The 25,902-nt window shown below is 60.3% G+C and carries 24 protein-coding genes and 4 pseudogenes; 12 read left to right on the forward strand and 16 right to left on the reverse strand.

Annotated features, from left to right (window positions below; genetic code table 11):
- Positions 1-3 precede the first annotated feature (3 nt).
- The 3 genes and pseudogenes from tnpC (at position 4) to AB7G19_RS19100 (ending at position 3,925) form a co-directional block, all read left to right on the forward strand.
- A pseudogene (gene tnpC, locus AB7G19_RS19090) lies at positions 4-1,481 on the forward strand (IS66 family transposase).
- Positions 1,482-1,496: 15 nt separating this feature from the next.
- A pseudogene (locus tag AB7G19_RS19095) lies at positions 1,497-2,981 on the forward strand (sulfatase-like hydrolase/transferase); the annotation flags it as partial.
- Positions 2,982-3,337: 356 nt separating this feature from the next.
- On the forward strand, positions 3,338-3,925 hold the full coding sequence (locus tag AB7G19_RS19100; protein ID WP_283016707.1) for a hypothetical protein: 588 nt from the start codon (positions 3,338-3,340) through the stop codon (positions 3,923-3,925).
- Positions 3,926-3,945: 20 nt separating this feature from the next.
- On the opposite strand, the pseudogene AB7G19_RS19105 reads toward AB7G19_RS19100, so the two are convergent.
- From AB7G19_RS19105 to AB7G19_RS19120, 4 genes and pseudogenes are all read right to left on the reverse strand, one after another.
- Positions 3,946-4,191 (reverse strand): annotated as a pseudogene (locus AB7G19_RS19105) (adenylate cyclase); the annotation flags it as partial.
- A 1,054-nt stretch (positions 4,192-5,245) separates the two neighbouring features.
- On the reverse strand, positions 5,246-5,671 hold the full coding sequence (locus tag AB7G19_RS19110) for a hypothetical protein (RefSeq protein ID WP_283016706.1): 426 nt from the start codon (positions 5,669-5,671) through the stop codon (positions 5,246-5,248).
- Between the two features lie 465 nt (positions 5,672-6,136).
- Positions 6,137-6,316: a hypothetical protein gene (locus tag AB7G19_RS19115; RefSeq protein WP_038960078.1), complete on the reverse strand. Its 180-nt coding sequence runs from the start codon at positions 6,314-6,316 to the stop codon at positions 6,137-6,139.
- Between the two features lie 260 nt (positions 6,317-6,576).
- Positions 6,577-6,822 carry a hypothetical protein gene (locus tag AB7G19_RS19120; RefSeq protein WP_283016705.1) on the reverse strand — a complete coding sequence of 82 codons (246 nt, stop codon included), beginning with the start codon at positions 6,820-6,822 and terminating at the stop codon, positions 6,577-6,579.
- 417 nt (positions 6,823-7,239) lie between these two features.
- On the opposite strand from AB7G19_RS19120, the gene AB7G19_RS19125 reads away from it, so the two are divergent.
- Positions 7,240-7,986: a DUF5131 family protein gene (locus tag AB7G19_RS19125; RefSeq protein WP_354125518.1), complete on the forward strand. Its 747-nt coding sequence runs from the start codon at positions 7,240-7,242 to the stop codon at positions 7,984-7,986.
- Here AB7G19_RS19125 and AB7G19_RS19130 read toward each other — a convergent pair.
- From AB7G19_RS19130 to AB7G19_RS19145, 4 genes are all read right to left on the reverse strand, one after another.
- Positions 7,976-8,806 (reverse strand): three-Cys-motif partner protein TcmP, encoded by an 831-nt coding sequence (locus AB7G19_RS19130; protein WP_441268014.1) that lies wholly within the window; start codon positions 8,804-8,806, stop codon positions 7,976-7,978. The genes AB7G19_RS19125 and AB7G19_RS19130 overlap by 11 nt on opposite strands.
- Before the next feature lie 2 nt (positions 8,807-8,808).
- On the reverse strand, positions 8,809-9,438 hold the full coding sequence (locus AB7G19_RS19135; protein WP_283016702.1) for a hypothetical protein: 630 nt from the start codon (positions 9,436-9,438) through the stop codon (positions 8,809-8,811).
- A gap of 19 nt (positions 9,439-9,457) precedes the next feature.
- On the reverse strand, positions 9,458-9,916 hold the full coding sequence (locus AB7G19_RS19140; protein ID WP_354123668.1) for a hypothetical protein: 459 nt from the start codon (positions 9,914-9,916) through the stop codon (positions 9,458-9,460).
- Between the two features lie 163 nt (positions 9,917-10,079).
- Positions 10,080-10,493 (reverse strand): hypothetical protein, encoded by a 414-nt coding sequence (locus tag AB7G19_RS19145; RefSeq protein ID WP_253571249.1) that lies wholly within the window; start codon positions 10,491-10,493, stop codon positions 10,080-10,082.
- Positions 10,494-12,123: 1,630 nt separating this feature from the next.
- Between AB7G19_RS19145 and AB7G19_RS19150 the strand changes: the two genes are divergently transcribed.
- From AB7G19_RS19150 to AB7G19_RS19160, 3 genes are all read left to right on the forward strand, one after another.
- The gene (locus AB7G19_RS19150; RefSeq protein WP_283016701.1) at positions 12,124-12,252 is read left to right on the forward strand and encodes a hypothetical protein; all 129 of its coding nucleotides are present in this window, start codon (positions 12,124-12,126) and stop codon (positions 12,250-12,252) included.
- Between the two features lie 140 nt (positions 12,253-12,392).
- The gene (locus AB7G19_RS19155) at positions 12,393-12,608 is read left to right on the forward strand and encodes a hypothetical protein (RefSeq protein WP_208088241.1); all 216 of its coding nucleotides are present in this window, start codon (positions 12,393-12,395) and stop codon (positions 12,606-12,608) included.
- A gap of 154 nt (positions 12,609-12,762) precedes the next feature.
- Complete coding sequence (locus AB7G19_RS19160) at positions 12,763-13,011, forward strand: hypothetical protein (protein WP_283016700.1); 249 nt, start codon at positions 12,763-12,765, stop codon at positions 13,009-13,011.
- A gap of 39 nt (positions 13,012-13,050) precedes the next feature.
- On the opposite strand, the gene AB7G19_RS19165 is transcribed toward AB7G19_RS19160, so the two are convergent.
- The 4 genes and pseudogenes from AB7G19_RS19165 to AB7G19_RS19180 all read right to left on the reverse strand — a co-directional run bounded on the left by AB7G19_RS19165 (position 13,051) and on the right by AB7G19_RS19180 (position 16,817).
- A complete protein-coding gene (locus AB7G19_RS19165; RefSeq protein ID WP_283016699.1) occupies positions 13,051-14,292 on the reverse strand; it encodes a tyrosine-type recombinase/integrase in 1,242 nt (413 codons plus the stop codon).
- Between the two features lie 1,570 nt (positions 14,293-15,862).
- On the reverse strand, positions 15,863-16,138 hold the full coding sequence (locus AB7G19_RS19170) for a hypothetical protein (protein WP_223154006.1): 276 nt from the start codon (positions 16,136-16,138) through the stop codon (positions 15,863-15,865).
- Positions 16,139-16,232: 94 nt separating this feature from the next.
- Positions 16,233-16,451, reverse strand: a pseudogene (locus AB7G19_RS19175) (TetR/AcrR family transcriptional regulator); the annotation flags it as partial.
- Positions 16,452-16,469: 18 nt separating this feature from the next.
- Positions 16,470-16,817: a TetR/AcrR family transcriptional regulator gene (locus AB7G19_RS19180; protein ID WP_441268015.1), complete on the reverse strand. Its 348-nt coding sequence runs from the start codon at positions 16,815-16,817 to the stop codon at positions 16,470-16,472.
- A 163-nt stretch (positions 16,818-16,980) separates the two neighbouring features.
- On the opposite strand from AB7G19_RS19180, the gene AB7G19_RS19185 reads away from it, so the two are divergent.
- Positions 16,981-17,955 carry an alpha/beta fold hydrolase gene (locus AB7G19_RS19185; protein WP_354112945.1) on the forward strand — a complete coding sequence of 325 codons (975 nt, stop codon included), beginning with the start codon at positions 16,981-16,983 and terminating at the stop codon, positions 17,953-17,955.
- Positions 17,956-18,077: 122 nt separating this feature from the next.
- On the opposite strand, the gene AB7G19_RS19190 is transcribed toward AB7G19_RS19185, so the two are convergent.
- Complete coding sequence (locus tag AB7G19_RS19190; RefSeq protein ID WP_028152628.1) at positions 18,078-18,317, reverse strand: hypothetical protein; 240 nt, start codon at positions 18,315-18,317, stop codon at positions 18,078-18,080.
- 342 nt (positions 18,318-18,659) lie between these two features.
- Here AB7G19_RS19190 and AB7G19_RS19195 point away from each other — a divergent pair, with 342 nt between their 5' ends.
- The 3 genes from AB7G19_RS19195 (at position 18,660) to AB7G19_RS19205 (ending at position 22,112) form a co-directional block, all read left to right on the forward strand.
- Positions 18,660-19,568, forward strand: coding sequence for a dihydrodipicolinate synthase family protein (locus AB7G19_RS19195; protein WP_028152627.1), 909 nt, complete (start codon positions 18,660-18,662; stop codon positions 19,566-19,568).
- A 144-nt stretch (positions 19,569-19,712) separates the two neighbouring features.
- Positions 19,713-20,684 carry an SDR family NAD(P)-dependent oxidoreductase gene (locus AB7G19_RS19200; RefSeq protein WP_063982923.1) on the forward strand — a complete coding sequence of 324 codons (972 nt, stop codon included), beginning with the start codon at positions 19,713-19,715 and terminating at the stop codon, positions 20,682-20,684.
- A 309-nt stretch (positions 20,685-20,993) separates the two neighbouring features.
- Positions 20,994-22,112 (forward strand): alpha/beta hydrolase family protein, encoded by a 1,119-nt coding sequence (locus tag AB7G19_RS19205; protein ID WP_063982924.1) that lies wholly within the window; start codon positions 20,994-20,996, stop codon positions 22,110-22,112.
- 116 nt (positions 22,113-22,228) lie between these two features.
- Here AB7G19_RS19205 and AB7G19_RS19210 read toward each other — a convergent pair whose 3' ends face one another.
- Entirely contained in the window at positions 22,229-22,735 is a 507-nt protein-coding gene (locus tag AB7G19_RS19210) for a MarR family winged helix-turn-helix transcriptional regulator (protein WP_028152624.1), read from the reverse strand.
- 407 nt (positions 22,736-23,142) lie between these two features.
- Between AB7G19_RS19210 and AB7G19_RS19215 the strand changes: the two genes are divergently transcribed.
- Positions 23,143-24,672: a porin gene (locus AB7G19_RS19215; protein ID WP_063982925.1), complete on the forward strand. Its 1,530-nt coding sequence runs from the start codon at positions 23,143-23,145 to the stop codon at positions 24,670-24,672.
- A 268-nt stretch (positions 24,673-24,940) separates the two neighbouring features.
- On the opposite strand, the gene AB7G19_RS19220 is transcribed toward AB7G19_RS19215, so the two are convergent.
- Positions 24,941-25,444 carry a GcrA family cell cycle regulator gene (locus tag AB7G19_RS19220; protein ID WP_063982926.1) on the reverse strand — a complete coding sequence of 168 codons (504 nt, stop codon included), beginning with the start codon at positions 25,442-25,444 and terminating at the stop codon, positions 24,941-24,943.
- A gap of 72 nt (positions 25,445-25,516) precedes the next feature.
- Positions 25,517-25,714 carry a hypothetical protein gene (locus AB7G19_RS19225; protein WP_007603456.1) on the reverse strand — a complete coding sequence of 66 codons (198 nt, stop codon included), beginning with the start codon at positions 25,712-25,714 and terminating at the stop codon, positions 25,517-25,519.
- Between the last annotated feature and the right edge of the window lie 188 nt (positions 25,715-25,902).

Consider the following 25,902-nt stretch of genomic DNA (forward strand, 5'->3'; position numbering starts at 1 on the left):
GCGATGCTGCTTGCCGAGCGGCACGAGAGCGAGCGGCTGCGCCAGATCATCAAGGAATTGCAGCGTCATCGCTTTGGCCGGAGGGCGGAGTCGCTTCCTGAGGAACAGATGCTGCTGGGCCTCGAGGACGTCGAGCAGGTCGCGGCCTCTGCCGAGGCCGGTCAGGACGAGACCGCCCCGGAAGGTCGGGCGGAACGGGCGCGCAAGCGCCGCGTCAACCGCGGGGCACTGCCGGCGCATCTGCCGCGGATCGAGGTCGTCGTCGACATCGACGACAAGACCTGCCCCTGCTGCCAGGGCGAACTGCATTGGATCGGTGAAGACAAGAGCGAGCGGCTGGACATGGTGCCGGCGCCGTTCCGCGTTGTCGTTACCCGGCGTCCCAAATACGCCTGTCGTGCCTGCGAGGATGGTGTCGTGCAGGCCGAGGCTCCGGCCCGGCTGATCGAGGGCGGCCTGCCGACCGAGGCCACGGTCGCCCAGGTTCTGGTGTCCAAATATGCCGATCATCTGCCGCTCTACCGGCAGGCCCAGATCTATGCCCGCCAGGGCATCGCTCTCGATCGATCGACGCTGGCGGACTGGGTTGAGCATGCCGCCTTCCACCTGCGCTCGCTGCATGAGCGCCTTCTCACGATGCTTCGAGCGAGGTCCAAGCTGTTCGCCGACGAGACGACGGTGCCGGTGCTCGATCCCGGTCGAGGGCGCACCAAGACCGGCCAGCTCTGGGCCTATGCCGCCGACGACAGGCCCTGGGGCGGCCTCGATCCGCCGGCATCGCCTATGTCTATGCACCCGACCGCAAGGCCGAGCGGTTGTTCAGCCATCTTGCCGGCTACAAGGGCGTCCTGCAGGTCGATGGCTACACCGCCTATCCAAAGCTTGCCGAGCGCGGCGAGGTCGAGCTCGCCTTCTGCTGGGTGCACATGCGGCGCAACTTCTACGAACTCGCGACGGCGGGCCCCGCGCCGATCGCAAGCGAGGCGCTGAAGCACATTGCCGCATTCTACGCGATCGAGAAGGAGATCCGCGGCCGCAGCCCGGAGGAGCGCCGTCTCGTGCGTCAGCAGAAAAGCCGACCGCTGGCCGATGCCTTCGAGGCTTGGCTACGCGCCAAGCTGGCTCTCATCAGCCAGAAGATCAAGCTCGCCGCCGCCATCCGCTACGCTCTCTCGCGCTGGCAGGGGCTGACGCGCTTCATCGATGACGGTCGCATCGAGCTCGACAACAATACGGTCGAACGATCGATCCGCGGCATCAAGCTCAGTCGCAAGAACGCGCTGTTTGCCGGATCCGACGGTGGTGCCGAACACTGGGCGGTCGTCGCGTCCCTGGTCGAGACCTGCAAGCTCAACGACGTCGATCCGCTTGCCTATCTCACCGACGTCCTGACCAGGATCGTCAGTGGTCATCCGAACCGCGACATCGACCAGCTATTGCCTTGGGCCTACCGCACTCAGTTCCTCAAAGCCGTGGCCTGATAACGACGCTTACGTTGCACTGCGGGGCGCAATGCCTTCTTCACCGGTATGAACCCGCTACGCACGGGCATGATCCCGCCACAGCTGCCAGGCAGCCCGACCTACCTGCGACCTGGCACCCCAACGATCGCGTGGTTCCTGCGCGACCTCGGCTACAACACCGGCGAGTTCGGCAAGAACCACCTGGGCGACCACACCGACGCGCTGCCGACCGCCCACGGCTTCCACGAGTTCTGGGGCTATCTATACCACCTGGATGCGATGCAGGGCGTGAGCTTCCCGGACATTAACAAGACCCCGACCCAGCAGACCGTCGCCCCACCCTGCAGGAACACGCCGATCCCGGGTCTTGCGGAAGTGCCGGGCGCGGTGGATCCGAAGATGGTAACGAAAACAAAGACCTGCCTGACGCCCCCGCGTCCGGTCATCTGGTGCAAGTCCTCCGACGGCACGGCGAAGAACCAGACCTGCCAGGACCAGGGCCCGCTGACCCTCGAGCGTTCGAAGGGGGTGGACGAGGAAATTTCGGCCAAGGTCATCGACTTCCTCGACCGCAACGATCCCAAGAAGACCAACAAGCCGTTCTTCGTCTGGTACAACCCGGCGCGCATGCACGTCACGACCGTGCTGAACGAGAAGTACATGGCTATGGTCGGCGAGCCCGGCGGCAAGGATTGGGGCGTCAACGAAGCCGGCATGAAGCAGATGGATGACAATATCGGCTATGTGCTGCAGAAGCTGCAGGAGATGGGCCAACTCGACAACACCATCGTGGTCTTCACCACGGACAACGGCGCCGAGACCTTCACCTTCCCCGACGGCGGCGTCACGCCGTTCAAGGGCTCAAAGATGAACACCTGGGAAGGCGGCATGCGCGCACCGTGCGTTATCCGCTGGCCGGGCGTCATCAAGCCGGGCACGGTGAAGGACGAGATCTTCGCCTCGCTCGACTGGCTGCCCACGTTTGTTGACATCGCCGGCGGCCCCAAGGGCGACGGCCTCAAGGCGCAAATCGAGGCCGGCAGCTACCCGGGCATCGTCAAGACCACGCTCGACGGCTTCAATCAGCGCGACTATCTGGAGGGAAAGACCGAGAAGTCCGCGCGCGACGTCTTCTTCTACTATTCCAGCGCGCACCCGTCGGCGGTGCGCTACAAGAATTGGAAGATGTATTTCGCGATCGCGCCCGAAACCGCGACTGGCTTCGTGAACCCGGGAGTCCAGACGATGTTCGCGGCCGGCATGGTAAATCTCAAGCGCGATCCATTCGAGATGGGATGGGGCGATGAGAAAAAGGCGGCTTTCTGGTTCAGCGGTGCGCTCGCCGGACCAGTCACGGGTTACATATACGACTGGAACCTGCTGCCCATCGGCCAGGCGCTGTGGCTCGCAGAGCTCGAGACCTACAAGACGTTCCCGCCGATGCAGGATCCGGCCAGCTACAACCTCGACCAGGTCATGGAGCAGCTCAGGAAGTTGCCGAACCACCCGAGCCAGTAGCTGACCGCGCGCAACACGACCACGCGGGCGCCTCTACGGGGGCGCCCGCTCACGACAAGTGAACGATGAATGCGCTTCCGGTGCAGTCGCTTCCAGAGGCGGTCTAACCCATGCGTTTGGGTGGCGAAGTAAGGAAAATTGCTCGCGACCATGAAGAACCGAACCAGCTGCCACCGTCCAGCAACTGAGAGCAAAAGGGTGTGGTGAACCTACTGCGCGCAACAGGGCGTACGAAATGCTAGCCGGCGTCAAGGCGACCGTGCCCGCTCCGTCTTCCTGGAATCAAGCGTTTGCGAACTGGACGGCGAGACTAAAAACGAGTGTCACTGTTACGGCATCGACAGATATGAGAGGCCATGCCCATGTCAGCCAGATCGGATCGACTTCGCATCGAGGACGTTACTCCTTCGCTGGTCGCGGTCTCGGGGCGCGGCTTTCGACGCGTGACATCCTTGTTTGTGCTCTTGGTATTGCTCTGTTGGCCAACGCAAGAAAGCTTTGGCGCCGAGAATCTGGAATGTCCTGAGATCGGAGCCGCTTCCGTTCCCGATCTCATCGGCGACACTTCTGGTGGGGGGCTATTTGTTTCCGAAAACCGCATTGATCTCGCCAACGAAATCAATGAGGCGATCAACAGGCTGCAAATCACCAGTCCCAACATCTCGTGGACCGAGGTGCAGAACGTCCTGGTTGCTGCCTATTGTCGTGTCGTGGCCCGCACGGGGGGACTTACTGCCTCCGAGAAATGGGGCCGCATGCGCCAGTTCGACAATGTCCTGGAGCAGCAGATCGCAGCGAACACGATGCCGGCGGGAACGCTGATCATTGCCAGCGTTCCTCTTCCGCCGGAGGTCTTTCGAGAACTCAGGAGGCAGGCCTTTGTCTCAAATCAAACGCCGGCTCAACTGATGACAGCCATTTTGAGTCGGGCAACAGGGAAGTAGCCGACAGCACGGCGGCTACGTTCGTCTTGCATTTCGAAAAGGTCGGCGAGTGGTTTGTCGAATCGGTCGGCCCACAGATGGCTGCCTGTTTCGGTATCGACTAGTTGCACGCACACCCGAAAACGATCCCCGCTCCGCTGCACGGAACCTTCGAGCACGTAACGAACATTCAGCTCGCGGCCAATCTGCTTGAGATCGACTGCTTTGCCCTTGTAAGTAAATGCGGTGTGCCGACCAATCACGAACGAGCCTCTGATGCGTCGGATTTAACCGCGCGCGGCGGACGCGAGACTGTAGCGGTCAAGCGGATGGCTCGTTCTCGTTCAGCACATCCACAAACCGCGCGTGTAGCGTTATCTCATGCTTTGATCCGTCAAGCAGAACACGAAGGCGGTGGCGCGTTCCGCCAGATCCGAGAACAACGCCATGTCGGCCGACCATTCTGGGACCCGCCGCTGCGTTCACGATGATCCGTTGCCCTTTCACCAGCTCGTTTTTGACGAGTGTGAGGTCCAGCAGGTTCGGCAGGCTGCGTCTGTTTGGCGGAGGCATGGTGGAAACTTAGCGCCGCCAGACGCGAAGCAAAACGTCTCGTCGTCGTACCAGGTAGTTTGCGATCAGCAGCCTGACAGCCAAGACGGCGAGCGCGACAACAACAATCTCGCAGATCATTTGGACCTCGAAACGTTCATTTACTTCACGAGATCATCAAATCGTCAAGGCTCGTTGTGTTGCGCGACGGAATTACGTTAGACGATCGTTTGGAGACAAATTCACCTAAGAGGGTTTCAGCAGACAAAATCGGTCAGCTCAATCAAGCTTAAGCGTCAGCTCGCAACGGCGACCTAGCAGGAAGCATCAAGAGCATCAGCGAGTCGAGCGGCGGTTTTGGGGTCAAGGCGGAACAGCTTTATAGCCTTTGCGACACGGGTCGTAGGCGGTCTCACTGCTAAACTTAGGCCTTAGGCTCGTCCGGAAAATCGAAGCTGAGAAAAATGAGGGTGACCGCTCCGACGATCAAGAGCACGACGCACAGCGCCGCGATTCCGTAGGGCCACACTTAGGTCTCCGTTGGAAAGAACGAAGCCGACGCGCCGAGTATAATGGCACGCCGGCGTCGCCATGCTGAATCCGGACAGGGCAACTCGTCCGGTGACGGCAGCGTAATCGGGCAACCGACGAGCGCAATCGAAGGCTGAAATTAAGCTTGAGCGGTAGGGTAAATGAGGGAGGAACTGCCCGACAAGCGAAGGCGTGTGCCCAGAGGAAGAAGCCGATGACCTGTTCGACTAACTTTCATGTCAAGACGCGAGGATCGGACTAGATCACAAACGTCGTACCAAGATTAAGGACCATCTTTACCATCCACTGGCCCCTGATCGTAAAGGTCATCGGGTTCGTGTTGGGTAAATCGAAATTAAAAAAGACGCTTCCACTCTTATTGAATGCCACGCCGGACAAGTCATCTGGTGAAAAGGACACGTTTTGCGTGACGTCACCGCGATGCCCCTTAATGTCCTTCAACGAAAATGGGCCGCTGAAGGTGCGCATAAGTTGCGTGTCTAATTGGAAGTCCGTGTCCGCAACACCACTTCCCGAGATTGGTCCGGAGCAACCCAACAGTGCTGCGATGTTAGCTACCCTGCTGCCAATCTTAAACGATATCGATGCGGTGCCCGACGACGTGCGTACCCTCAGCACGTGCGCAGCAATAAACCAGTCGTCCGCCTTTGTGTCTGCTGCCACGGCCGCCTCCCGCTGTAACTGAAACCTCTCGCCAGCGACTGGAGATTAACCGTCCTGATGTCATACCCATGTGAAGAGGTTCACACGACGTAAAACGACATCGGGTGATGCGCCCATTGTGTTGTTCAACAGAAAGGCCGCAGCGGCGAACCACTGCGGCCTGCTGCCGGGTTAAAATTTATAAGTGAAATATTGAGTCCAGCCCCGGCGAGATGAAGCCTACAGCGCGGGTGCCTGGGCGCAATGTCGTCGATGTTACACTGTGGGACAATTAAATGCGTCAGCTTCGCTGACTGAGGTGGGACTCGCCGGGGCTGGCGAAGGCGAGCCCTCAACCCCAAGGCCGCGAAAGCTAAAAGCTCCGGCTGCCTTGACGGACGCAGTAGTCTGCACCTGATCGGCGCAGATGCGAGCGTTAAAACAATATCGAAATTTGGCGGCTCCCTCAACGAAGCCAGCGTCAATTTACCGCTGATGCCCCAGGCCGATACCCAACACGATCGCCTTCTGACGTAGCGCGCCCTCGGTTCGCTTGGTCATCTTGGCGATTTTGACGACCGGCGTGCGAGCCTTGGAGTGCGCCTTCAATTCTTTGATATTTTCCTTCGTCCACTCGCGGCGAACCAGCTTTTTCTTCTTGGCCAAAACGGCGCTCCTTCCATGTTGAAGGCGCGGTCTAACAACATGGCGCAATATACGCAACAAACGCTCTGCGCACTTACGGAGATTTAATGGCCGACAACGAACAGCTAGTTCTATCTATTTCGGCTGACACGCGGGAAAATGCAGAACCAGCAAGACAATCGAAACGGCGACTGAGGCGGTAGACGCCAAGACCACGACATCGAAGACCTTGCCGCTCGTTCTGCTCGGCACTTTGCGCCAGTGCATGGCAGTCTTCTCGCTCAGATTTTCGGCGCAGCACCAGCCCGGTCAAAGACCGGCACTTTTTCTTCGTCGTCAGGTGCTGCAGCAGATGGCGTATCTTCTGCCGCGTGCCGCAACGTTTCGGTTTGAGCGTCCAGGCCATCGACAGTTTCATTCGCCTGACTGCCGGAGTCGTGCGGTTTCGTCGGAACTTGGCCAGCGCCGGAACCAGTAACGGGATCCATTGTGCTCGAACCACGTGGCGTCCGATTTTGCTGTGTCATCGGAACCTCCCTGACGAGTCAATTTTTTCGCTCGCTGCAGGTTCCAGCCAGCAGAGTCCGCTAGCAATCGCGGCTATGTCGACGCCGCCGGTTGAAGATCTACTGGCCGCGGGATGGCAAATTGGCGCGGATCGCGATGCGCGCAACGCGGAGGTGGATCTACTGCACATGATGTAAGTCCAGCGGCGCCGCCCAGCCAGCGATGGCCGGCATCACATAGGCGGCCATCGGTGCTGACGACGGTGACCGCGGATGGCGTGACGCGGCGCGCGGTGTGCATCGTTGGCGGGAGGATCGGGCGGGGAAGCCGGTGAGGCCGCAAGGAGAGGCGCGGAGGAGGGCGGCTGCCCAGGGAGTGCGTAGTTAACGAAATATCACCACTTTCTTGTGACTCTCTGGACTCTGAAGGGGAACTCCATGGCTGAAACCTCGATCGAGTGGACCGATGCGACGTGGAATCCTGTCGCCGGCTGCGCCATTCTCTCGCCCGGCTGCACCAACTGCTACGCCATGCGGATGGCCGCGCGCCTCGATGCCATGGGTGTTGCAAAGTATAAGGGGCTGACGCGAAAGAGCGGCGGCCGAGCGAAGTGGACCGGCAAGCTTTATCTGGATCGCAAGGCGCTCGACGCGCCGAAAGGCTGGGGTAAGCCACGCCAGATTTTCGTGAACTCAATGTCGGACCTCTTCCACGAAGATGTGCCGGCGGATTTCATTGCCGAAGTGTGGTCGACGATGGCGGCGACACCACAGCATACATACCAGATCCTCACAAAACGGCCGGATCACATGGCCAAGATCACCTCAGGTCTGCCGTTGTTGCGCAACGTTTGGCTCGGCACTAGCGTAGAGAGCGCGGACTATCTTGGCAGAATCGATGAATTGCGTGCGGTGCGGGCCGTGGTGCGCTTCATCTCGTTTGAGCCACTGCTCGGGTCTGTCGCCGATGCTAACCTCAAGAGAATTCACTGGGCAATTGTGGGCGGCGAGAGTGGTCCGAAGGCTCGGCCGATGGATGCTGAGTGGGTTCGCGAAATCGAGTCCGCATGTCGCCGCTACGACACCGCATTTTTCTTCAAGCAGTGGGGCGGCAAAAATAAGAAGGCTGCTGGGCGCACATTGAATGGGCGGACCTACGATGAGATGCCTTCAGCTACAGCTTGAAAGAATCACCTTGTCCTTCTGGGTTGGCAGCCGTCTTCCAAAATTTGTGCGCGAGCTCGTGCTTGGCTACCAGAAGCAGCCAGTAGAGGTGCTGGCCACCACTATTTTTTAGGAGCTTCATTTCGGTGGATGCCTTGGTACCTAATCCAGATACGAGGTCTCTCCAATGATCGATAATCTCGCCGCGGATGCCACGCTGAGCCTGATCAGCGTCGATTACATCTTTCCAGCCTGGGGCGAATCTGTCGAACGCTGATAGAGCAGATCCGATGTTTTCGTCTAGGTTTCGTTGAAGGTCCATTTTGCTGAGGTGAACCAGCATATCCATTCGAGTTCGGCGCGAGAGCGTCCTGAAGATGTTGATGTCCAGGGCGCCCAAGCTGTACGGATCGATGAATGCGAAGTGCAGGCCCTTCGGTTCTAAGCGCTTCAGAATTGCGAGCGAAGTATCGACGGCTTCGCCACGGATAGCGGCCACAGGTGCGCCAAGCGCGCGCAGACGCTTTGTCGCAGCGTTGAGCCGTTCCTCATCCATGTCGGCGATATACATTTGCGAAAAAGGCGCCTTGCCGGCTACGCTCTTCCGCCACGCGGCAACGCAGCTTCCGTCAATTAAAGCGCCGGTGGTTTTAATCTTTGAGCGACCTGGTCCGCAAAATAAGTCGATGTAGGTAGCGCCGGCCTTTCCTGGGGCGATAAACTTGGAGCGAGCTCCACGCGAGATGTCGATGTATCGACAAAGTAGATCCTGCTTCTCTTCTGCCCAGGGTCCCACCTCTTCGGCGGGGAATCCATCGTCGCCGGCAACAAGCTTCCCCATGGCTACCTCTGCGATGTTGGCAAACGAGGTGGGGAGACACCTAGAGAAGTCCGCAGGTAGATGGAACTGAAAGCAGCTTCTACCACGCGCGAGCCGTCTAAGACGTAATGCCGCTGATCGCCAACTTCCCCGAAGGACGCTTCAGGACCCCACTGAAATCCTTTACAATCGATCGTCAGATCGAGCGTGGACTTCGCTTGTCGAAGCCAGATAGGATGGAATGTCTCCTTGAAGTGATCTTCCTTGAGAGTTACGACGATATGGAGCGTGGTCTCGTCGACCATGTTCTCGTCAGGCGTCCACACCATAGCTTTGATGTAGTCTTTTGAGCTCTCGTGGCATTCGAGCGTAATCCGCCTTACCGCACCCAAAAATTTGGTGCCGCGAAATGCGAAGGTTCGAGAGTTTACCTCCGACATAGATCCGTTGATGTAGCGACGAACGCGAGGCTCTTCCGGGTTTTCGTCTCGGTGCCCGCGAAATGGCCACTCGATGCCAGCTCTCACGGTTAGTTCAGTGCTTTGAAGTATTAATAAGCAGTCTGACTCTTCCAGTTCATAGTTGAATGACTCGGCCCCCAATAAGCGGATGCCTTTGTCGGCAGGTTCGACGGTCTGCGCCCTATCAAACATCGACCAGCTTGCCCATGCTTTAGTCCCGCGTGAAGCCGGCGCACAGCCAGCCAAGAAGCCAAAACAACCCAAAGCTAAGAGCCGAGCACACTGTGGTAGTGCCGAGCCCGATGAAGAACGGACCTAGGAAGAATTCCATAGGGGCAGGCGCGTTTGCTGCCGCTATGGCTACCTCGGCAGGGGTGCCGCCGTAGCCAGGGCCGAAGCACCCCGATCCGTCGTAATCGATTTTCGACTTATCGTATTCACGCATTTTGACGGGCTGGCCGGCGGATAGCTTGTCGTAAACGCACTTTGCCTGTCTGTATCTGCCGTCAGCGGAAGATTGTTGATCGATTGCGATCACAATCGTCGTTATCACGCCGACGATTCCAACGAGTCCCGCGACGACGATGCCAACCCGCTGGAAGCCCCGGATAAAGCGGGCTCCAGCTGACAATGGCGGTTTCGGCGTAGCGATTGGTCCGATCTCTCTCATGTGGGCCGTAGCTGATAGGTGGGCGCGCGTCTGCCACGGCCCAGAGGAAGGTAGTCAAGCAAGCAACGGAAAAATCTTCCGTTGCTTTCACCAGGGAGACGGCCAACACGGCGCAGCGCCCTGTTTCGGATTGAGCGCGTCGTACACCCGCACGCCTGTTTAATCAAATAACCGGACAATTCTGATCGCCGCCGGCCCACGCCAATAACAGCGTTTTGTATCTCTCGCTTGCCAGGGTATTGCCTGAACGAACCGTCAGCTTTGAGCCGGCCGGCTGCTTATCTACACGGGCTGAGACGTAGTAATTGCGTGTTCCCATGTTGATCAAGGAAAGTGTTAGCTCTCCATAGCCGAGTTCTGAATACAATTCCGAGTCGACCGCAAAGGATGCGTAGGCGCCGACGTTACCGGCAAAACAACGCTTCGCAGTCGTCGAAACTCTCCGATAAATTTCTTGGTAGTTTTCGGGATATGTCTGGACGATCGGTGCAGCTTTAGCTTCGAGTTCGGCCGGTGTCGAAGAACAGCCCGCAAGTAGCAATGTGGCGCAAACCGCCACGATTCCCAAATTACGCATATTGGTCCCCCAGACCCAAGGCGCCACCATAGAGCGAGGGAGGTGGGGAGGGCAACCGCCTCGGATTGGACTTTAGACCGATTTGTTGCGCTAAGCTCGGCTCATGGCCGAGTCGATTGACTGGACCGACGACACCCCACGCCGCCTATCGGTAATCGCCAAGCTCGCCTTCCCTGATGGAGGGATGACCGCGAGCAGCCTAAGGCGAGAGGCCGAGCGAGGCCGGCTCGCCGTTGAGCGCACCGCAGGGAAGGATTTCACGTCGTTTCAGGCCATCGCGGAGATGCGAAAGCTGTGTCGCGTTGAGCGGAAGGAAACACCCAGCTTCCCCCATGGGGCGTTTTCGGTAAAGCGGTCGGGGGCATCGTGGGTTGTCGATGACGGGGCGGGTGAGACATCTAGGCTGGATGCGCTGCACAAGCAGCTATCGAAGAGACCTAACGTCTAGCCGTAAAATCCCACGATAAAACGGATGGCAAAGAACGCCCCAGCGGCGACGGTCGCTGTCGCGCCGATCGCAAGCATCACTCGCAAGCTCTCGTCCATGGTACCTCGCATACAAGACGGCCCCCGCGGGGCAACGCGGAGGCCGCTGTTGAGACGCCTCAGGCCGGGGAAACCTGAAGCAAGAGATCAATCTCTGGCCCGCAGGATGGTTCCTGTGCCTTTGACGGCGAAATGCGAATCAGCTCTCGGCGTTAGGGTATCTTGACGCGCAAGGCAGCGAGGCCTGCTGGCGTGATCCGGTACGCCCCCGCCGTGCTCCCACGCTCAATCCAGCTCTTCGACAGCATGTTTGCTATGGTGCGCTGACCGGTGGGCTCAAGGGCTCTCAGTGTCAGCTCGCGACCCGCCCGCAGTTTCTGCAATGCATCTCGCTCCGAGCTGGTCGGCAGGTGGCTGGCGCGGGCTGGCATCTATTTCTTGGCCTTCAGTCCGAGTCGCCCTTGGGTTAGAGCGGCATATCATTGATCGGCTCACGCGGCTTGCTCTTGCGTAACTCGTACGGCTTAACGCGCGATCGTCAAAGCGAGTAGGTGGTAATCACTGGAAGCTTGCCGGGTTGGGCTTGACGCCTCGCGTTCTCTAGCGCTTTCAGCCGCTCGGTGGGTGACCGCCCCTCCAGCCATCTGGAAGTGATGACGGTCCCAGAGACCACATAATCTCCGCATGCAGCGCAGTGAAAACCATCGCCGTCATGAGTTTTCGGTAGCGGCTCAGCAAGTTTCCCGCAGACTGCGCAACGCATCGTTCACTCCAGTTTGAGTTGGCGAGACCAGGGCGCGCTAGAATCGGCGAGACCATTCGTCCAGCAGTCTTTCGATCTTGATCAATAGCGCCATTTCAGCCGCGCCAGCCTCGATCTTTTTCTTCGAACGTCGGAGAAACACCGTTAGATCATCAGCAAAGTCAAAGGGTCTACGTGGTGATGTGGATTTAGCCAACTTCCAATAGGGCAGTCAAATGAGCCGGACGACAGTGGAAGTAAATGACTGACTTAGATCTTAATGCTAGCGCGGGTATCGATCTCTCCACGCATTTCTGTGCAAAGACCTACTATACCGGCCTAAGAGACGCGGGCTGCGACCCCGTCGTTTACGCTCTTCACATCCATCTCGGGGAGTCCTCGGTGAGCAACCTCAACAAATGGGCTGCGCGGCACGATCCGGACGGCGCGCTGAGGCTGGAGTGTGCGCGCGCTGCGTGGGCCAAGCGGACTTCAGACGACGAGATCATTGCGCTCGGCATCCGTCAGTAGCTGAAAGGTCACTGGCCCGCCTCAGCGCAAGTTGGGGCGGGCTTATTGTGCTACTTAGCTTTGTCTTCTGCTGATATTGCGGATTCCATGCTAAAATCGAACAGCAATTTTTCAGTAAATATTTCAGGAGGGGTCCCGGAATGACTAAGCTGATTTTGATTGCTTTTGTTGCTTTGGTTCTGACCGCCGCCGTTGGACAGGCTCAGCAGGGCGCGCTTCGCAACCCGCAAAAATGGGAGAAGTGCCGGCAGCTCGCTACCGAACGCGGCTTTTCGAGCGCAGGCGGAATAATGAAGGGACAAGGTCGCGCCAAGAGAGAGTTTGTGCGAGCCTGCATGCAGGGGAAGCAAAGCTAACTGGCGATTGCTGCGCTAAACTATATCATCGGCGGCCGGTCGTACCTGACACCCATCGAGCCCGCGCCGCCGAGGCCCGCTCCAGTCGCGAAGCTGGGGCGGGCTACCGCTTTCCCCGGAAGCGCGCTAAGCGTGCACCAGCAGGGGACGTCACATGTCAGACAAGGCCCGCGAGTTTATCGATTTCTGGGCTGAGAACAGCATCCACGCTGTCGAGCAGTACCGGACTGCGGGCGCGTCGCAGGATGTGGCGGAACTAACGCGGCGTCTCATCGGAGCTGCCAAAGGGCAGGGCATTTCGGAGGCCGATTTGCGGGCGGCGATTGGCGACATCGCCGCCTACATCGAAGAGCTTCTGAGGGCTGCGAACACGGCTGAAAGCGAGCGACGTCAGTCTACGTAGGTGCGCCGCAACCCTTGCGGATGGTCAGTCTCCTTCGCGCTATTTCCCGTTCAGTGCAGCAGCGATCTTGCCGCCGATGGCCTCCACCGCCCGGCGCGCCGCCTCGTCAGCCAAGTGAGCGTAACGCTGCGTCGTGCTGGGATCGGCATGACCGAGGAGGGTACCGATAACCGGCAGGCCCATCTGGTCGCCGATTCCAACGCTGGCAAAGCTATGCCGCAAGTCGTGGATCCTGACGCCGCTCACACCAGCCCGCTTGCAAATGGCAGTCCATGGGCGCTTCAGGTCTGCGCGCGGTTTCTCATTCTTAGTCCCGGCCGATTCGCCGGCAATCACAAATGCGCCCAGCCTGGTCAGGGACTTGATGATGTCGAGAGCGGCGGTCGGTAGGTAAATCGTTTTCTTGCCGGTTTTGCTGTCGGCCAACCGCAACACACCGCGGTCCAGATCAACTTCAACCCAGCGCAGGTGCAGAATTTCCCGCAAGCGAGCGCCCGTGAGCATGAGCAATCTGACGGCCGCGGTGGCATAAGGTGACATTTTCACAAGCTGCCCCACAGGTGCATGCTTGGCGTCCCCTGCATCTACCGGCAGGCCCACGGTCTCGGCCTCTATCATGGCGTTGCCGATCGCCAGCAGCTCGGCGGTAGTGAGGAAGCGTTCGCGACCCTCTTCCTCGTTTAACTTGACTCCGGACGCCGGGTTCATGCCTTCCGGCACGTGACCGTGGCGTGAGCCCCAGCCGTAGGCCGCAGACACCAGCTTGATTGCCCGATTGGCGGATACGCGGGCCTCGCGCGACATCAGGGCGTGCGCGCGTTGTACATCAACCCGTGTCAGCACCACTGCCTTGGTTGAGCCCATCCGAGGCTTAACGTGCTTCTTGTGCAGCATGCGGTAAAGGCCGGCGGTGGACGCTTTTTTGTGCTCGGCGACGTATTCCTCGATGTATTTTGAGACCAGTTCCTCAACCGTCAGGCTGGCCCGCTCGTCGCTTCGGTTTTGAGCAAGGTCCTTTCCCAGTGCAGCGTTAGCAATCGCCTTACGGGCCGCCTCGCGGGCCTCATTGGCCTTCAGGGTGCCGACCCGGCCCAGCTTCAATCGCTTCTTGCTGCCGCCGGCTACGGGGCGGAATTCGGCGAAATATGTGCCCGTGCCCGTGGTGGTGCGATAGAGCCCGAAGCCAGCCAGTTCATCGTCGAAGTAAAAGGTTGTTTTATTCGGGACCGCAGACTTCATCAGCGCGGCTACGCTATCGGTCGAAATCCTGATCTTGGCCATGCCCCACCAAATTTATAGCCAGTATGTAGCCAGCAGTCTGGCTATTGCTCCGAAAAAGGCAAGTGGTCATTGGTTTGATTGTGTTGGATTTGTAGGGGTTTTCTACGTTTCATCCAACGTCAGGAATGGCTATAAAACAGGTCGTTTATAACTGGGAGACTAGGGGTCGGAGGTTCAAATCCTCTCGCTCCGACCATTTTTTCCAACTCATCCGTGGATTGACCGTCGGCGTGGAGTCTGCTCCCGCTGCGTGACGCATGCGCGACGACCGGTAGCGGGCGGCTGCTTCTGGGGGCGGAAAATTAAAATGTCGAAAACAACCCCATGCACAGTAGCGAACCCATTGGCGAATTATGTTTTTCCGAAGTGGTTTGACGCGTCGGGCAAAACAGGGGCATGATGTCACCATGCCAGCCTGTTGGACGGGGGAATATTCACGGCAGCTGCTTCAATGCATTGCGTCGCAGGGACTTGGGAGGCGCGACGTCCGGAGCGGAGTTGTCTTCTCCCCGCGCTATGATGTGTAACCTGTCATGGCGGCAAGCAAGTAGCGTGCGCGCCGCGCGAGTTTCACGGTAGTCAACCTCCCGGTTGCGAAGGCGCTCGGCCTGGTGCTTCCAACTTCCGTTCTGAGCCGCGCAGACGAGGTGATTGAATGACATCTTGCTGATGAAGTTCACCAGGCCTCATGTCTTGCGTCGGGGGTTGCTAGGATGGGTAGGTAGCCCGCTGCCCTTGGCGAGGTCGCGGTCCAGTTTAAACGGTTTGGTAAGAATGGAGTCTTGATATTGGGACGGGCTTGGGGACTCACGGGGTCCCTTAGATGGAGCGTTCAGCGCGATCCAAACGAAAAGTAAGTCGAAAGCGCTGGGTTGTTTGTTACGGTAATTTTTCTATTGAATGTCGAGACGAAGATGGCGCGAAGAATTTGGCAGCCAAGCTCCGTAAGCGCCGATACCGTGTCACAGCCCGGACAGCCGATGGCGTCTCGCCTTCGTGGCGAGTAGAGCCAGACGAAATCGACGAGTGGATATCTTCACCCACGCGCCCTAGTCGTTCGCCGCGGGTTCGGCCTACGAAGAAACGATGATTTGCGAAACACTCGAGTTGGATCGCGGCTTCAGCACGTTGGTTTCGCCCGCGTCTAGTTCAACTTCGGACACACTCTAGCCCCGATTTGGCTGCTGGAATGCTGGCTCTCGCGACTCATCTGGAGTTGCAGCCAACTTGGGTCGAGATTGGTTCCGCAGGAGGAACGAGCGCTCCTGTAGCTATCCTGCGATCGGTCTTGCGTGTGATCCATCGCAAGGCCTGTGAAGGCCCCGGTCTTCCCCATTGGCTGGGGCCTTCCTTTTGCGCCAGATCACAAAAATATTGGCATCGCGGCGTCTGAGGAACGACTCTCCAAGGGAGAGATTGAAAAATCGGTCTGTGGCGAATCTGGACCTCCTCAAGGTCTCGCCATCCACCCGGAACGGCCCCACCGTCCGACGCGCGTTTGGCGATGGGCCGGTTTTCGTAGGTATTCACTCAACTCCCGCCGGCTCACAAAGTCGGCGGGGTTTTTGAGCTAGCCGTCTTGGCATCGGACTCCGAAGTTGTCGCAGGTGCGAGCGAAGGCATCTGTAGCATTTGCGTCTTCAAAGCAAAAAAGTGTGCCGACGTCGGCACGATCGATCCACCAGTCGACCTTGTTCGCCTTCGCAATGCGGGAAGCCTCTCCGCGCAGTAGGTCGAGCTGTCTTCCGGCGGCATGGACTATCAGGCAATTTTTCTTGGGCATATGTTTTGTCCTCAATAGGAAAGCTGAATTGATCGCCATCAAAAATGGAAAACTCATGGCCATGGGCTCGGCTCAATGCAGCCCGCAGATAAATCAACTGCTTAGCAGGATGCCCGCTCTCCCGCGTAGAGCGGGCATGAGGCGACGTTTTCGCAAACTACCTCAAATACCCCACCACCATCCGTGTCGTCTCATCCACCAGCGTCCTCACCATCTTCTCCGAGAGCATCTCGGCCTGGTTCAGCACCGTGTTGTGCGCGACCGCCTCGATCGCACTGACGCAGATGAAGGTCGCCAGTCCCGGGTCGATCTTGCGCATCTCGTTGCGGCGGCTTTCGAGATAGGCGCGCACGAGGGTGTGGACCTCGCGGTTGAAGGCTTCGACGTCCTTGAGCTAGCCGGTGCGCGGGATCTGCTCGGCAAGCACCCGATGTAGTTTGGGATCGATGCGGTGGGCTTCGATCGCGACGGTGACGAGGCGGCGCACGGCTTTGTCGATCGGCAGGTCGGCGACCTCGGTGAGGGCGGCACGGACGATGCCCATGATCTCCTCGTTGTGACGGTCGATCACGGCGGCGACGAGCGCCTCCTTGCTGGGAAAATACTGGTAGAGCGAGCCGACGCTGACGCCGGCGATTTCGGCGATCCGGTTGGTGCTGGCTTTCTCAAAGCCTTCGCGGACCAGAATGCGAGCGGTTGCCTCGACCAGCGCGTCGACGGTGGCGCGCGATCGCGCTTGCAAGGCATTTTTCCGGGGTTTTGTCGGCGGTTTGCGCGCCATGGGCCTGTGATCCGAATGCGAGTAGGAAAAGCGAGCGAATGCTCGCATTATATCCGCATGTGGCGGCGGTCGACACAAGCCTTTTCGTGCCCATACGAAGAGCCCGGTCTGGAGGAGACCTGACATGAGCGTTGCAAAGATCGCATCGGCCTTCCAGTTTTGTCCAGGCGGCCGGCTGTTGGGGATGCGGCCACCCGGCGATCCCGCGCCGAGCCTGCAGAGCCGTTGCTTCAACGCGCTGTTGCGGCAGCTTCCGTTCAAGAAGCACCTTGCCTCGGCCGAGGCCGTGCAGGCGCATGTGCAGAAACTCGCATTGCAGCCGGCCTCCTACGAGCCGACGGGTTTGGGCCGCGGCGTCGAGGTGACGTTGACCAAGATGGGCGGATGGCCGGTCTATTACACGGCGCCATCATCTGGCCATGAGGGCTGCAACCACGTCATGTTCTTGCACGGCGGTGGCTTCATCAACGAGATCGTGCCGGCACATTGGCGCTTCGTCGGCCAGATGGCGCGCAGGGCGCGCGTCGTCTGCGTGGTGCCGATCTATCCGCTTGCGCCGCATGCCACCGCCAAGGATCTCGTGCCGGCGACGGCCGAACTGTTGCGGATGCTGCTGGAGGATGTCGGGCCCGCAAAGGTCACGGTGGTCGGCAATTCCGCCGGCGCGGGACTGGCGCTCGCTGCCTGCCAGTGGCTGCGCGACCGCGGGCATCGGCAGCCGGGCCGGCTGATGCTGATCTCGCCGGCGGCCGATGCATCGGTCAGCCGTCCGGAGCAGGTCGAGATCGCAGGCCGCGATCCGATCCAGGACATTCCGGGGATCATTGAGGCGGGGCGGCTCTATGCCGGCGAGCTCGATGTCGGCCATCCCTTCGTCAGCCCGCTCAACGGCGCCTTCCGTTCGCTCGCGCCGATGACAATCTTCTCGGGCACGCGCGATCTGCTCTATCCCGATAGCGTCGATCTCGCGGAGCGCGCGAGGGCGGCGGGCGTGCCGGTCGAGCTGCATCTGCTCCGTGACCAGCCGCACAATTTCGCGCTGATGCCGACGCCGGAAGGGCGACAGGCGCGTGCGATCATTCTGCGTGCAGTGGCTTAAAGGGAAGGCGTGATCGTCGTCACAGGGGCGCGCCGCCGCAATGGGGTCTGGCGCTAGCGGTGCCCGCGCGGAGAGACCAGGCTACCTCCGGGGCGTTTCCTCATCCGTAGTCTTGCGGGGCCTTAGGCGTGGCCCTTGATCTCGTAGTGACCCGGCACGCATTTGTAGCGCTCGAGGCGCCAATTGGCGTGATAGATCGGATGCTCGCCCATCCATTTGGCAAGCGGGGCCTGTGCGCCGATCGCGCACTGCATCATCGACATCTCGGGCGTCATGTTGCTGTCGGTCACGATTTCCTCGATGCAACTGCCTGAGCTGGCTGCGCTCAGCCGGCAGAGCACGGCAACCACGGTCACGAACATTCCTGTCACCTCATCGGTAGTTTCAGACCACGAAGAGGATGCAAGCGGAGTGCCAGAGCCTGTGACACAAACAACACGCTGACCTAGCCGACTCGACCCAGCGTCCACCTCCATTTGGTGATTCGGATTGTAAAAAAATTACCCCTAAACCGAAGCCGGGCAAATACGGGGAATCCCCAAGGAAAAGGGCGAGGAAGGATCGCAGGAATGAGCGATTGTGGGGGCAGCGCCGCGCGAAGCGCCCCTTCACAAGGCCTGCGCAGCCGATAGGCTCGAAAGCGGGCGGATACTCGTCAAGAGAGCGGGACCGCCGCAGGACCAAAGGAAACGCGAGGGTAGACCATGAAGGCACGACCGACCGGCGTGATCCCGCCGATGACGACGCCGTTCCGGAAGGACGGCGAGATCGACCTTGGGCTCGTGGCGCCCCAGGTCGACTGGATGATCGGCGCCGGCGCGCATGGCGTCGCGGCCGGCGGCTCGACCGGCGAGGGCCACACGCTCGATCACGAGGAATATCGCGACCTGATGGCCGCGACGGTCGAGGCGGTGAAGGGACGCATTCCCGTGATCGCCGGGATCATCGTGGACTCCACGCGCGATGCGATCCGTCGCGGCAAGCTCGTGCGCGACATGAATGTCGCAGCGCTCCAGGTCACGCCGGTGCATTATCTGTTCAAGCCCGATGACGAGGCGATGGTCGCGCACTTCCGCGCCATGGCGGACGAGACCGGCATGCCCATCATCATCTACAACGTGGTGCCGTGGTCCTATCTGTCACCGGCGCTGCTGGTGCGGATCATGACCGAGGTGCCGCTGGTGGTCGGCGTCAAGCAGAGCGCGGGCGATCTCAAGCTGTTCGCGGATCTCATGATGATGGCGCCGGACAAGCTGATCTACAGCGCGGTCGATGCCCTCATGTATCCGTCCTACACGCTCGGCGCCCATGGCTCGATCGCCGCGATCCTGACCGCGGCGCCGCATGCCTCCGTCGCGCTGTGGGATGCGGTGAAGGCGGGCGACCATCCGCGCGCGCTCGACCTGCACAAGAAGCTGTTGACGCTGTGGAACGCCGTGATCGCCGACAATCTGCCGGCCTGCACGCGTTACGCCCAGACGCTCCAGGGCTTGCCCAGGACCTATCCGCGCGCACCGATGCCGGAGGCCTCGCCGGCGCAGCAGGCCGCCACCCGCAAGGCGCTGGAGGCACTCGGCGCGTTGAACGGGGTGCGTGTCGAAGCGGCCGAATAGTCCGCCGGCCGAAATTATCGATGTCCAATTGCAGCGCCGATCCGCTTTTACCTGCGGATGCGGCGCTGCTACATTTTGCGCGCGCCGCGATGCGCGGCGCTAGCTGTGAAGAAACATACCGACAAGGGGAGGGACCGAAGTCCCATGAAGGATTTTGCAGGAAAGATCGCCGTCATCACCGGCGGCGGCACGGGGATGGGACGCGAGCTCGCACGGCAGCTCGTCGCGGAGGGCTGCAATGTCGCGATGTGCGACGTCTCCGAAGCCGCGATGGCCGAGACCAAGCGGCTCTGCGAGGTCGAGAAGCTGCCGCAGGGCCTGCGGGTCACGACCCATGTCGCCGACGTCTCGATCGAGGACCATCTCAAGCGGTTTCGCGATGAGCTCGCCGAGCAGCAGAAGACCGACCGGATCCATCTCCTGTTCAACAATGCCGGCATCGGTGGCGGCGGCAGCCTGTTCACCAATACGCGCGAGCAGTGGGAGCGCACCTTCAACATCTGCTGGGGCGGCGTCTATCTCGGCGTGCGCACCTTCCTGCCGATGCTGGTGGCGGCGGACGAGGCCCACATCGTCAACACCGCGAGCGTCAACGGCTTCTGGGCCTCGATCGGCATGGGACAGGCGCACACCGCCTACAGCTCGGCCAAGTTCGCGGTGAAGGGATTTACCGAAGCGCTGATCAACGACCTCCGCCTGCACGCGCCGCACGTCAAATGCTCGGTGGTGATGCCCGGCCATATCGGCACCTCGATCGTCTCCAATTCGCGCAAGGTGCAGAGCGCCGACGGGTCGGAGCGGCTCAATGCCGACGAGGTCGCGCTGACCCGCAAGCGCATGGTCGCGGCTGGCGTGCCGGATGCTGACAAGATGTCGGACGAGGACATCCAGGCTGCGTTCGCCGAACGCGCCCGCAGCTTCCTCGAGGACGCGCCGACGACGGCTGCGCAGGCCGCGAAGATCATCCTCGACGGGGTCAAGGCGGACCGGTGGCGCATTCTTGTGGGCGAAGACGCAAAGCGCCTTGACGAACGCGTGCGCGCAACGCCGGAGCAGGCCTACGACCGCGCCTTCTATGAAAGCTTTACGCAGGAAGTTGGCTGGCGGCTCGGTTGATTCGGTTTGGCTGAGACTATCAACGAACGTCCGCGTATCTAGGTATGACGACCATCATGGCAAGAGGTGCGGACGTATTATTACACAGGTAATTTACATGTTACGCAGGTAACTTTACGTGCCACCTCTTGCCACTTTCCGACGCCTTATGACGATTTGGAATGTCACGCATGCGACATGCTCCGTCGTTCAAGCAATGTTCAAGCGATGGTGATGTGAAACGGGTCTCATTCGGCGCACGGCAGCTTGGTTGGTGAACCAAAATAGTTTAGTCCATCAGGGGTAACGCCATCATAAAGCGTAGCTCCGATGATACCCGCATGCCTCTCCGACGACTGGATCCTCTGCCCGGAGAGAGAGGATATTTCCGCTGAATTCACGCGGCTCCTCACCGCGGCGCAGGAGGGTGGCGCCACCATCGCAGAATGCCTGATGATCGCGCGGCAGCTCAAGCAGGGCGGCGAGCAGTCCTGGCACCGCGAGTGGAAGCGGCTAGCGCAAGCCAACCGGCAGCGTGCCGAGGCGGCATTCGCGGAAGGCCACATGGCGACCGCGCAGCGCAACTGGCTGCGGGCAATGAATTACTACGGCGCGGCCGCGATGCCGCTGGACCAGGCCGACGAGCGCCGCTGGGTCGCGGTGCTCGCCATGCAGGAATGCGCGCGCCGCTTCCTCACCGCGCGCGGTCCGGCTGGCGAGGTCGTCACGATTCCCTGGGCCGATGACGGACACGTTTTGCAAGGCTATTTCCTGCCTGCGTCCCCGGCCGGCAAGCGGGCTCCGACCGTGATCTGCATCGGCGAGCCCGGACACCGCAAGGAAGAATTCCTGTTCAAGCTCGCGCCGCATGCGCGCGAACGCGGACTGTCGATGCTCGCGCTGGACCTGCTCGGCGACCAGCGTGACGACTATACCGACACGCTCCTGCAGCGCCGCGACCTCGAGAGCTCGATTGCCAGCGTCATGGATTATCTGGAGACGCGCCGCGACGTCGATTTCGATCGCGTCGCCATCGTGGCCGACGGGTGGGGCTCTTCCTTCGTCGCGCGCGCGGTGTTGCAGGAGCCGAGGCTCGCCGCGGCCGTCTGCGACGGCGGTCTGTGGGACCTGCACGAACGATCCTTCTTCGCCAGCCGCTTTGCGATGAGCGACCTCAGCATCGTCCCGGTGCCGTCGGCGCCGTTGATGGCCTCGAGCGTCGACTGTCCGGTGCTGATCACGCTCGGCGAGGACGGCTGGCTCAAGGCCGACCGGGCGCGCCAGATCGTGCAGAAGTCGCGACTCGGCAGCTCCGACATCGTGCTGAAGGTGTTCACCGCGCAGGAGACCGGCGCGGCGCAGGCCCATGCGGACAATCCCAGCCTTGCCAACGAATACATCTTCGACTGGCTGGAATCGCAACTGGGCGCCACGGGGCGGCGGATCTGAACGCCGCCTGCTGTCTTAAAGCGCGATGAGATTGGGATGAATCGTCATCGCGATTTAGGTTGTTGCTTGGGCATGATCTTTTCGGAAAACCGCTTCGCACTTTTCCGGATCATGTTTTAGTAGTCGAGGGATATCCTGACGCAGGCCTTTTCGAGCCGGGTCTTCAGCGTCGCCAGCTTGCCGGTGAATTCGGTCAGTTCGTTCTCGTCGAATTCCTGGAAGACGAATTCGCGGATCGTTTTGTACTGCTCGTTGAGGCTTGCGATGTGCTTCTGCGTCTTCTCGACCAGCGACAGCCGCACCACGCGGGCGTCGGTCGGCGAGGGCCGCCGCCGCAGCAGGCCCTTCTTCTCCAGCAGCTTGGACTGGGTGGTGACGAAGGACGGATCGACGTGGAGCAGCTTGGAGACCACGTTGACGGGCACGCCGTCGTCCTTGTCGAGGTCGGAGATCGCCATCAGGATCAGCCATTGCGGACCGCTGATGCCCAGCGTTCTCGCCCAGAACTGACGCAACTCCTCCAGATACATGTTGATCGACGAAATTTCCCAGGTGAAACGCCTGATGATATCGAGATTGCCGATGGAGCGGAGGCGCGCCCCTTCCTTCCTGGTCGCTGACACAGCGTCACTCCCGTGATCTGATTCTTTTCCGGCCGGTGTCTTGCACGGCCATAGTCCACGCAAGTCTGCCCTGACGCAAGTGCAGAGCAGGGTAATTTTGTCACTAAAACTACAAAGATGATCAGCTCAGCATATTCCCTCACTCGCGGTGTTGCGCGCGGGGCACAGGTTTAGTGAAACAACAAAGCTGACTAAATAAACTATTTTGATTAGCGGAACGGCGCAGGCATATTGGCCCGTGACGGTGGGGGGTACTCAATCGTCCCGTTGCAGGTGGTTCGCTCACGTCCCTCGCGTCGATGCGGGTGTGTCCAAAAGCGCGAAGCGGCCGAGCGGATTTGAAAAGACGGGGATCTGGGGGGCCTCACGGTCCGGTCTCCGTAAAATGAGCAACTTGGAGGTTTTATATGAAAGTGGTGAAGAGCCTTTTGCTCGGCACTGCGGCGGGTCTGATCGCCGTCGGCGGAGCACAAGCGGCCGATCTTCCGGTCAAGGCCAAGGCGGTCGAGTACGTCAAGATCTGCTCGCTCTACGGCGCGGGCTTCTACTACATCCCGGGCACCGACACCTGCATCAAGCTCGGCGGCTATCTGCGTGCTGAAGTCGCGCTCAATGCCGGCGGCAACTACAGCGCCGCCTACAACGGTGTTTCCGGCGCGAACAACCGCCTGTCGAACTACTATTTGGCGCGCGCTCGCGAGGACCTCAACATCGATACCCGTACCGCGACTGAGTACGGGGTGGTTCGCACTTACTTTGACGCGGTGTTCACCTGGACGACCGATAACTATACGGGAAGCGGCTCGGCAACAGGCGCGACCGTTTACTCGCAACTCGGAAGCACGGGCGTGTCTGCGCCGAACAACGCAAGCTCGGGCACGATCTCGGGTGGTACGCTCGGCGTCTACTATGCGTTCATCCAGTTCGCCGGCTTCACCATGGGTAAGTCCGTGTCGCAGTTCGACGCGCCCTGGACCAACTATCCCGGCAACAACTTCGACCAGCTCGTCGGTGGCAGCGGCTCCGTGAACGGCGTCGCCCAGTTCACCTACACGGCCGATTTCGGCCAGGGCGTGACCGCGACCGTTTCGGCGCAGGACCAGACCCAGTTCTTCACGACCAACATCTGGAACACCGCCGGCATGTCCACCAGCGGCGTCCTCGGCGGTGCTTACGGCTCGAACGATATCGGCGGCACTAGGTCGCCCGACATCGTCGGCATGGTTCGTGTCGACCAGGCCTGGGGCCTGTTCCAGGCGTCGGTGGCTGCGCACGACAACCACGTCGCCTACTACGGCGCGTCCGAAGTCACCGGTCATCCGGAAGACAAGTGGGGCTGGGCCGTTCAGCTAGCTCTGCAGATCAAGAACATCCCGACCGGTGCTGGCGACGTGATCAACATCTCGGGCGTCTATACCGACGGCGCGAGCCGCTACAACTTCCAGTCGCTGGCGGCGACCAGCTACTCGATGTTCGGCGGTTCGGGCAGCGCGTATCAGAGCATCGGCTTTGCCGGCGTGTCTGACGCGGTGTTCGGTCCCAACGGCCAGCTCGAGCTGACCAAGACCTACGGTTTCCGTGGTGCCTACACCCACAACTGGAACCCGTACTGGAATACGGCGCTCTACGGCGCGTGGGCTGCGGTCAACTACAGCGGCACGGCGAAGGGCCTGATCTGCGGCAGCGCTGCGTTCGCCTCGCTGACCGGCACCTGCAACCCGGACTTCAACATCGGCCAGATCGGCGTCATCACCCGCTGGACGCCGGTCAAGAACCTGACCTTCTCGGCTGACTTCGTCTACAGCCACCTCGACCAGAAGTACTCGGGCGTGATCACCACCCCGGCGCTGGCGTCGGTTGCCAAGCCTGCGGCAACCTACGAGCTGAAGGACCAGGACACCTACAGCCTGCTGCTGCGCGCCCAGCGCAACTGGTAAGCTGAAGACCGTTCCGATCTGATAGAGCCCCGGCGGGAAACCGCCGGGGCTTTTTCATGAAAGCGGCCTTCGGAAAATCCGGCAACACGTTGCAAACGACGAAGACGAGCTATGCGAATCGATCGCCCTCAAACTTATTTACTTACCTGAGTTGATCAGCTATCTTGTTTTCAGCCGATTACGAAAGTCACGGCTCTTAGCTTCATGCTAAGCCTCCAGAAACCTCCGGTGATGCCCCGCCGGAGGTTTTTCGTTTTGGGATTTTCCTTCAGCCGCGCATCACACGGGCGCGCGAGTTCGGCCGGTAGGCGAGGCGGCTGTGGCCGACGCAGTAGGACTGGCCGTCGGGCGCGGTATTGCCGCAGAAGCAGAAGTCGTCTGCGCCCGGCGTCGAGATCGGCCAGCGGCAGCGATTCTCGGCGAGCTCCAGCAGCGAGCAGCGGTTGGCATCGTCGATCGGACCCGCGACCACAGGTGTGTCGGTGTCGCCGTAGATCGTGGCGAGCATCTCATATTGCAGCCGCGGTACGGCTCTCGTCCCGCGCCGCGGCGCGAGGCTCCGCTCGAGCTTGCGCTCGTCGCTCGTCCTGCCGCGCGTGAGATTGAGCCGGGACAGCTTGCCGATCACCGCGTTGCGGCTGACGCCGATGTCGGCAGCGATCTCGCTGCAGGTGAGGCCGGCCTCGAAGTGCTGCTTCAGAAGCTCAATTCGTTCGTTGGTCCAAGTCGGTGAAGAAGCAGTCGGTGAAGAAGTTGGTGAGAGAACAGGCATTGTAACGGTCCCAGGTTGCAGATGTCGGCCATCCGCCTCTCGAGATCCGTCCGCCTCACGTCCGGCGCGCCCTCACGTTCTGCCGTTGTCGCGAATCGACAAAAGGCCGTCCTTGATGGCGAGACGGATGCCTTCCTCGATCAGAGTGCGTGCGACGCCGGGAACGCTGGTGCCGTGGGTGCCCTGTCTCACCAGTTTTTCCAGATAGGTGATGGTCGAGAGCGCCAAGGTTACGGGAATGCGGTCAGTCTCGGCTTTTTCGGTGGCCATGGCCCGAACGCTAGCCTCTTACTCGGGTACATAAAAGTAACGATTAAGACTCTATTTAGGTTCAGGGGTGGGAGTCAAATCCGGGCAAGACCGGTGTTTCAGCTCATTGGAATCGCTCGGGAAATCAGGCGCAGCGCCGCGCGCCGCGCGGGATGCCGAGCGGAGGCGGAGTGGAGACGGGTCCGGGC

Source organism: Bradyrhizobium sp. 215_C5_N1_1, from assembly GCF_052075935.1.
In the GTDB taxonomy this organism is placed as follows: Bacteria; Pseudomonadota; Alphaproteobacteria; order Rhizobiales; family Xanthobacteraceae; genus Bradyrhizobium; species Bradyrhizobium barranii.

Coding starts and splice junctions, on each gene's coding strand:
- AB7G19_RS19190 (WP_028152628.1), bottom strand. CDS start 18,317: ATGTTCGTGACCGTGGTTGCCGTGCTCTGCCGGCTGAGCGCAGCCAGC.
- AB7G19_RS19225 (WP_007603456.1), bottom strand. CDS start 25,714: ATGGCCACCGAAAAAGCCGAGACTGACCGCATTCCCGTAACCTTGGCG.
- AB7G19_RS19170 (WP_223154006.1), bottom strand. CDS start 16,138: ATGGCCATGAGTTTTCCATTTTTGATGGCGATCAATTCAGCTTTCCTA.
- AB7G19_RS19100 (WP_283016707.1), top strand. CDS start 3,338: ATGCCCATGTCAGCCAGATCGGATCGACTTCGCATCGAGGACGTTACT.
- AB7G19_RS19120 (WP_283016705.1), bottom strand. CDS start 6,822: ATGACACAGCAAAATCGGACGCCACGTGGTTCGAGCACAATGGATCCC.
- AB7G19_RS19220 (WP_063982926.1), bottom strand. CDS start 25,444: ATGCCTGTTCTCTCACCAACTTCTTCACCGACTGCTTCTTCACCGACT.
- AB7G19_RS19140 (WP_354123668.1), bottom strand. CDS start 9,916: ATGAGAGAGATCGGACCAATCGCTACGCCGAAACCGCCATTGTCAGCT.
- AB7G19_RS19200 (WP_063982923.1), top strand. CDS start 19,713: ATGAAGGATTTTGCAGGAAAGATCGCCGTCATCACCGGCGGCGGCACG.
- AB7G19_RS19125 (WP_354125518.1), top strand. CDS start 7,240: ATGGCTGAAACCTCGATCGAGTGGACCGATGCGACGTGGAATCCTGTC.
- AB7G19_RS19155 (WP_208088241.1), top strand. CDS start 12,393: ATGACTAAGCTGATTTTGATTGCTTTTGTTGCTTTGGTTCTGACCGCC.
- AB7G19_RS19205 (WP_063982924.1), top strand. CDS start 20,994: ATGATACCCGCATGCCTCTCCGACGACTGGATCCTCTGCCCGGAGAGA.
- AB7G19_RS19215 (WP_063982925.1), top strand. CDS start 23,143: ATGAAAGTGGTGAAGAGCCTTTTGCTCGGCACTGCGGCGGGTCTGATC.
- AB7G19_RS19185 (WP_354112945.1), top strand. CDS start 16,981: ATGAGCGTTGCAAAGATCGCATCGGCCTTCCAGTTTTGTCCAGGCGGC.
- AB7G19_RS19145 (WP_253571249.1), bottom strand. CDS start 10,493: ATGCGTAATTTGGGAATCGTGGCGGTTTGCGCCACATTGCTACTTGCG.
- AB7G19_RS19130 (WP_441268014.1), bottom strand. CDS start 8,806: ATGGGGAAGCTTGTTGCCGGCGACGATGGATTCCCCGCCGAAGAGGTG.
- AB7G19_RS19165 (WP_283016699.1), bottom strand. CDS start 14,292: ATGGCCAAGATCAGGATTTCGACCGATAGCGTAGCCGCGCTGATGAAG.
- AB7G19_RS19135 (WP_283016702.1), bottom strand. CDS start 9,438: ATGTTTGATAGGGCGCAGACCGTCGAACCTGCCGACAAAGGCATCCGC.
- AB7G19_RS19195 (WP_028152627.1), top strand. CDS start 18,660: ATGAAGGCACGACCGACCGGCGTGATCCCGCCGATGACGACGCCGTTC.
- AB7G19_RS19160 (WP_283016700.1), top strand. CDS start 12,763: ATGTCAGACAAGGCCCGCGAGTTTATCGATTTCTGGGCTGAGAACAGC.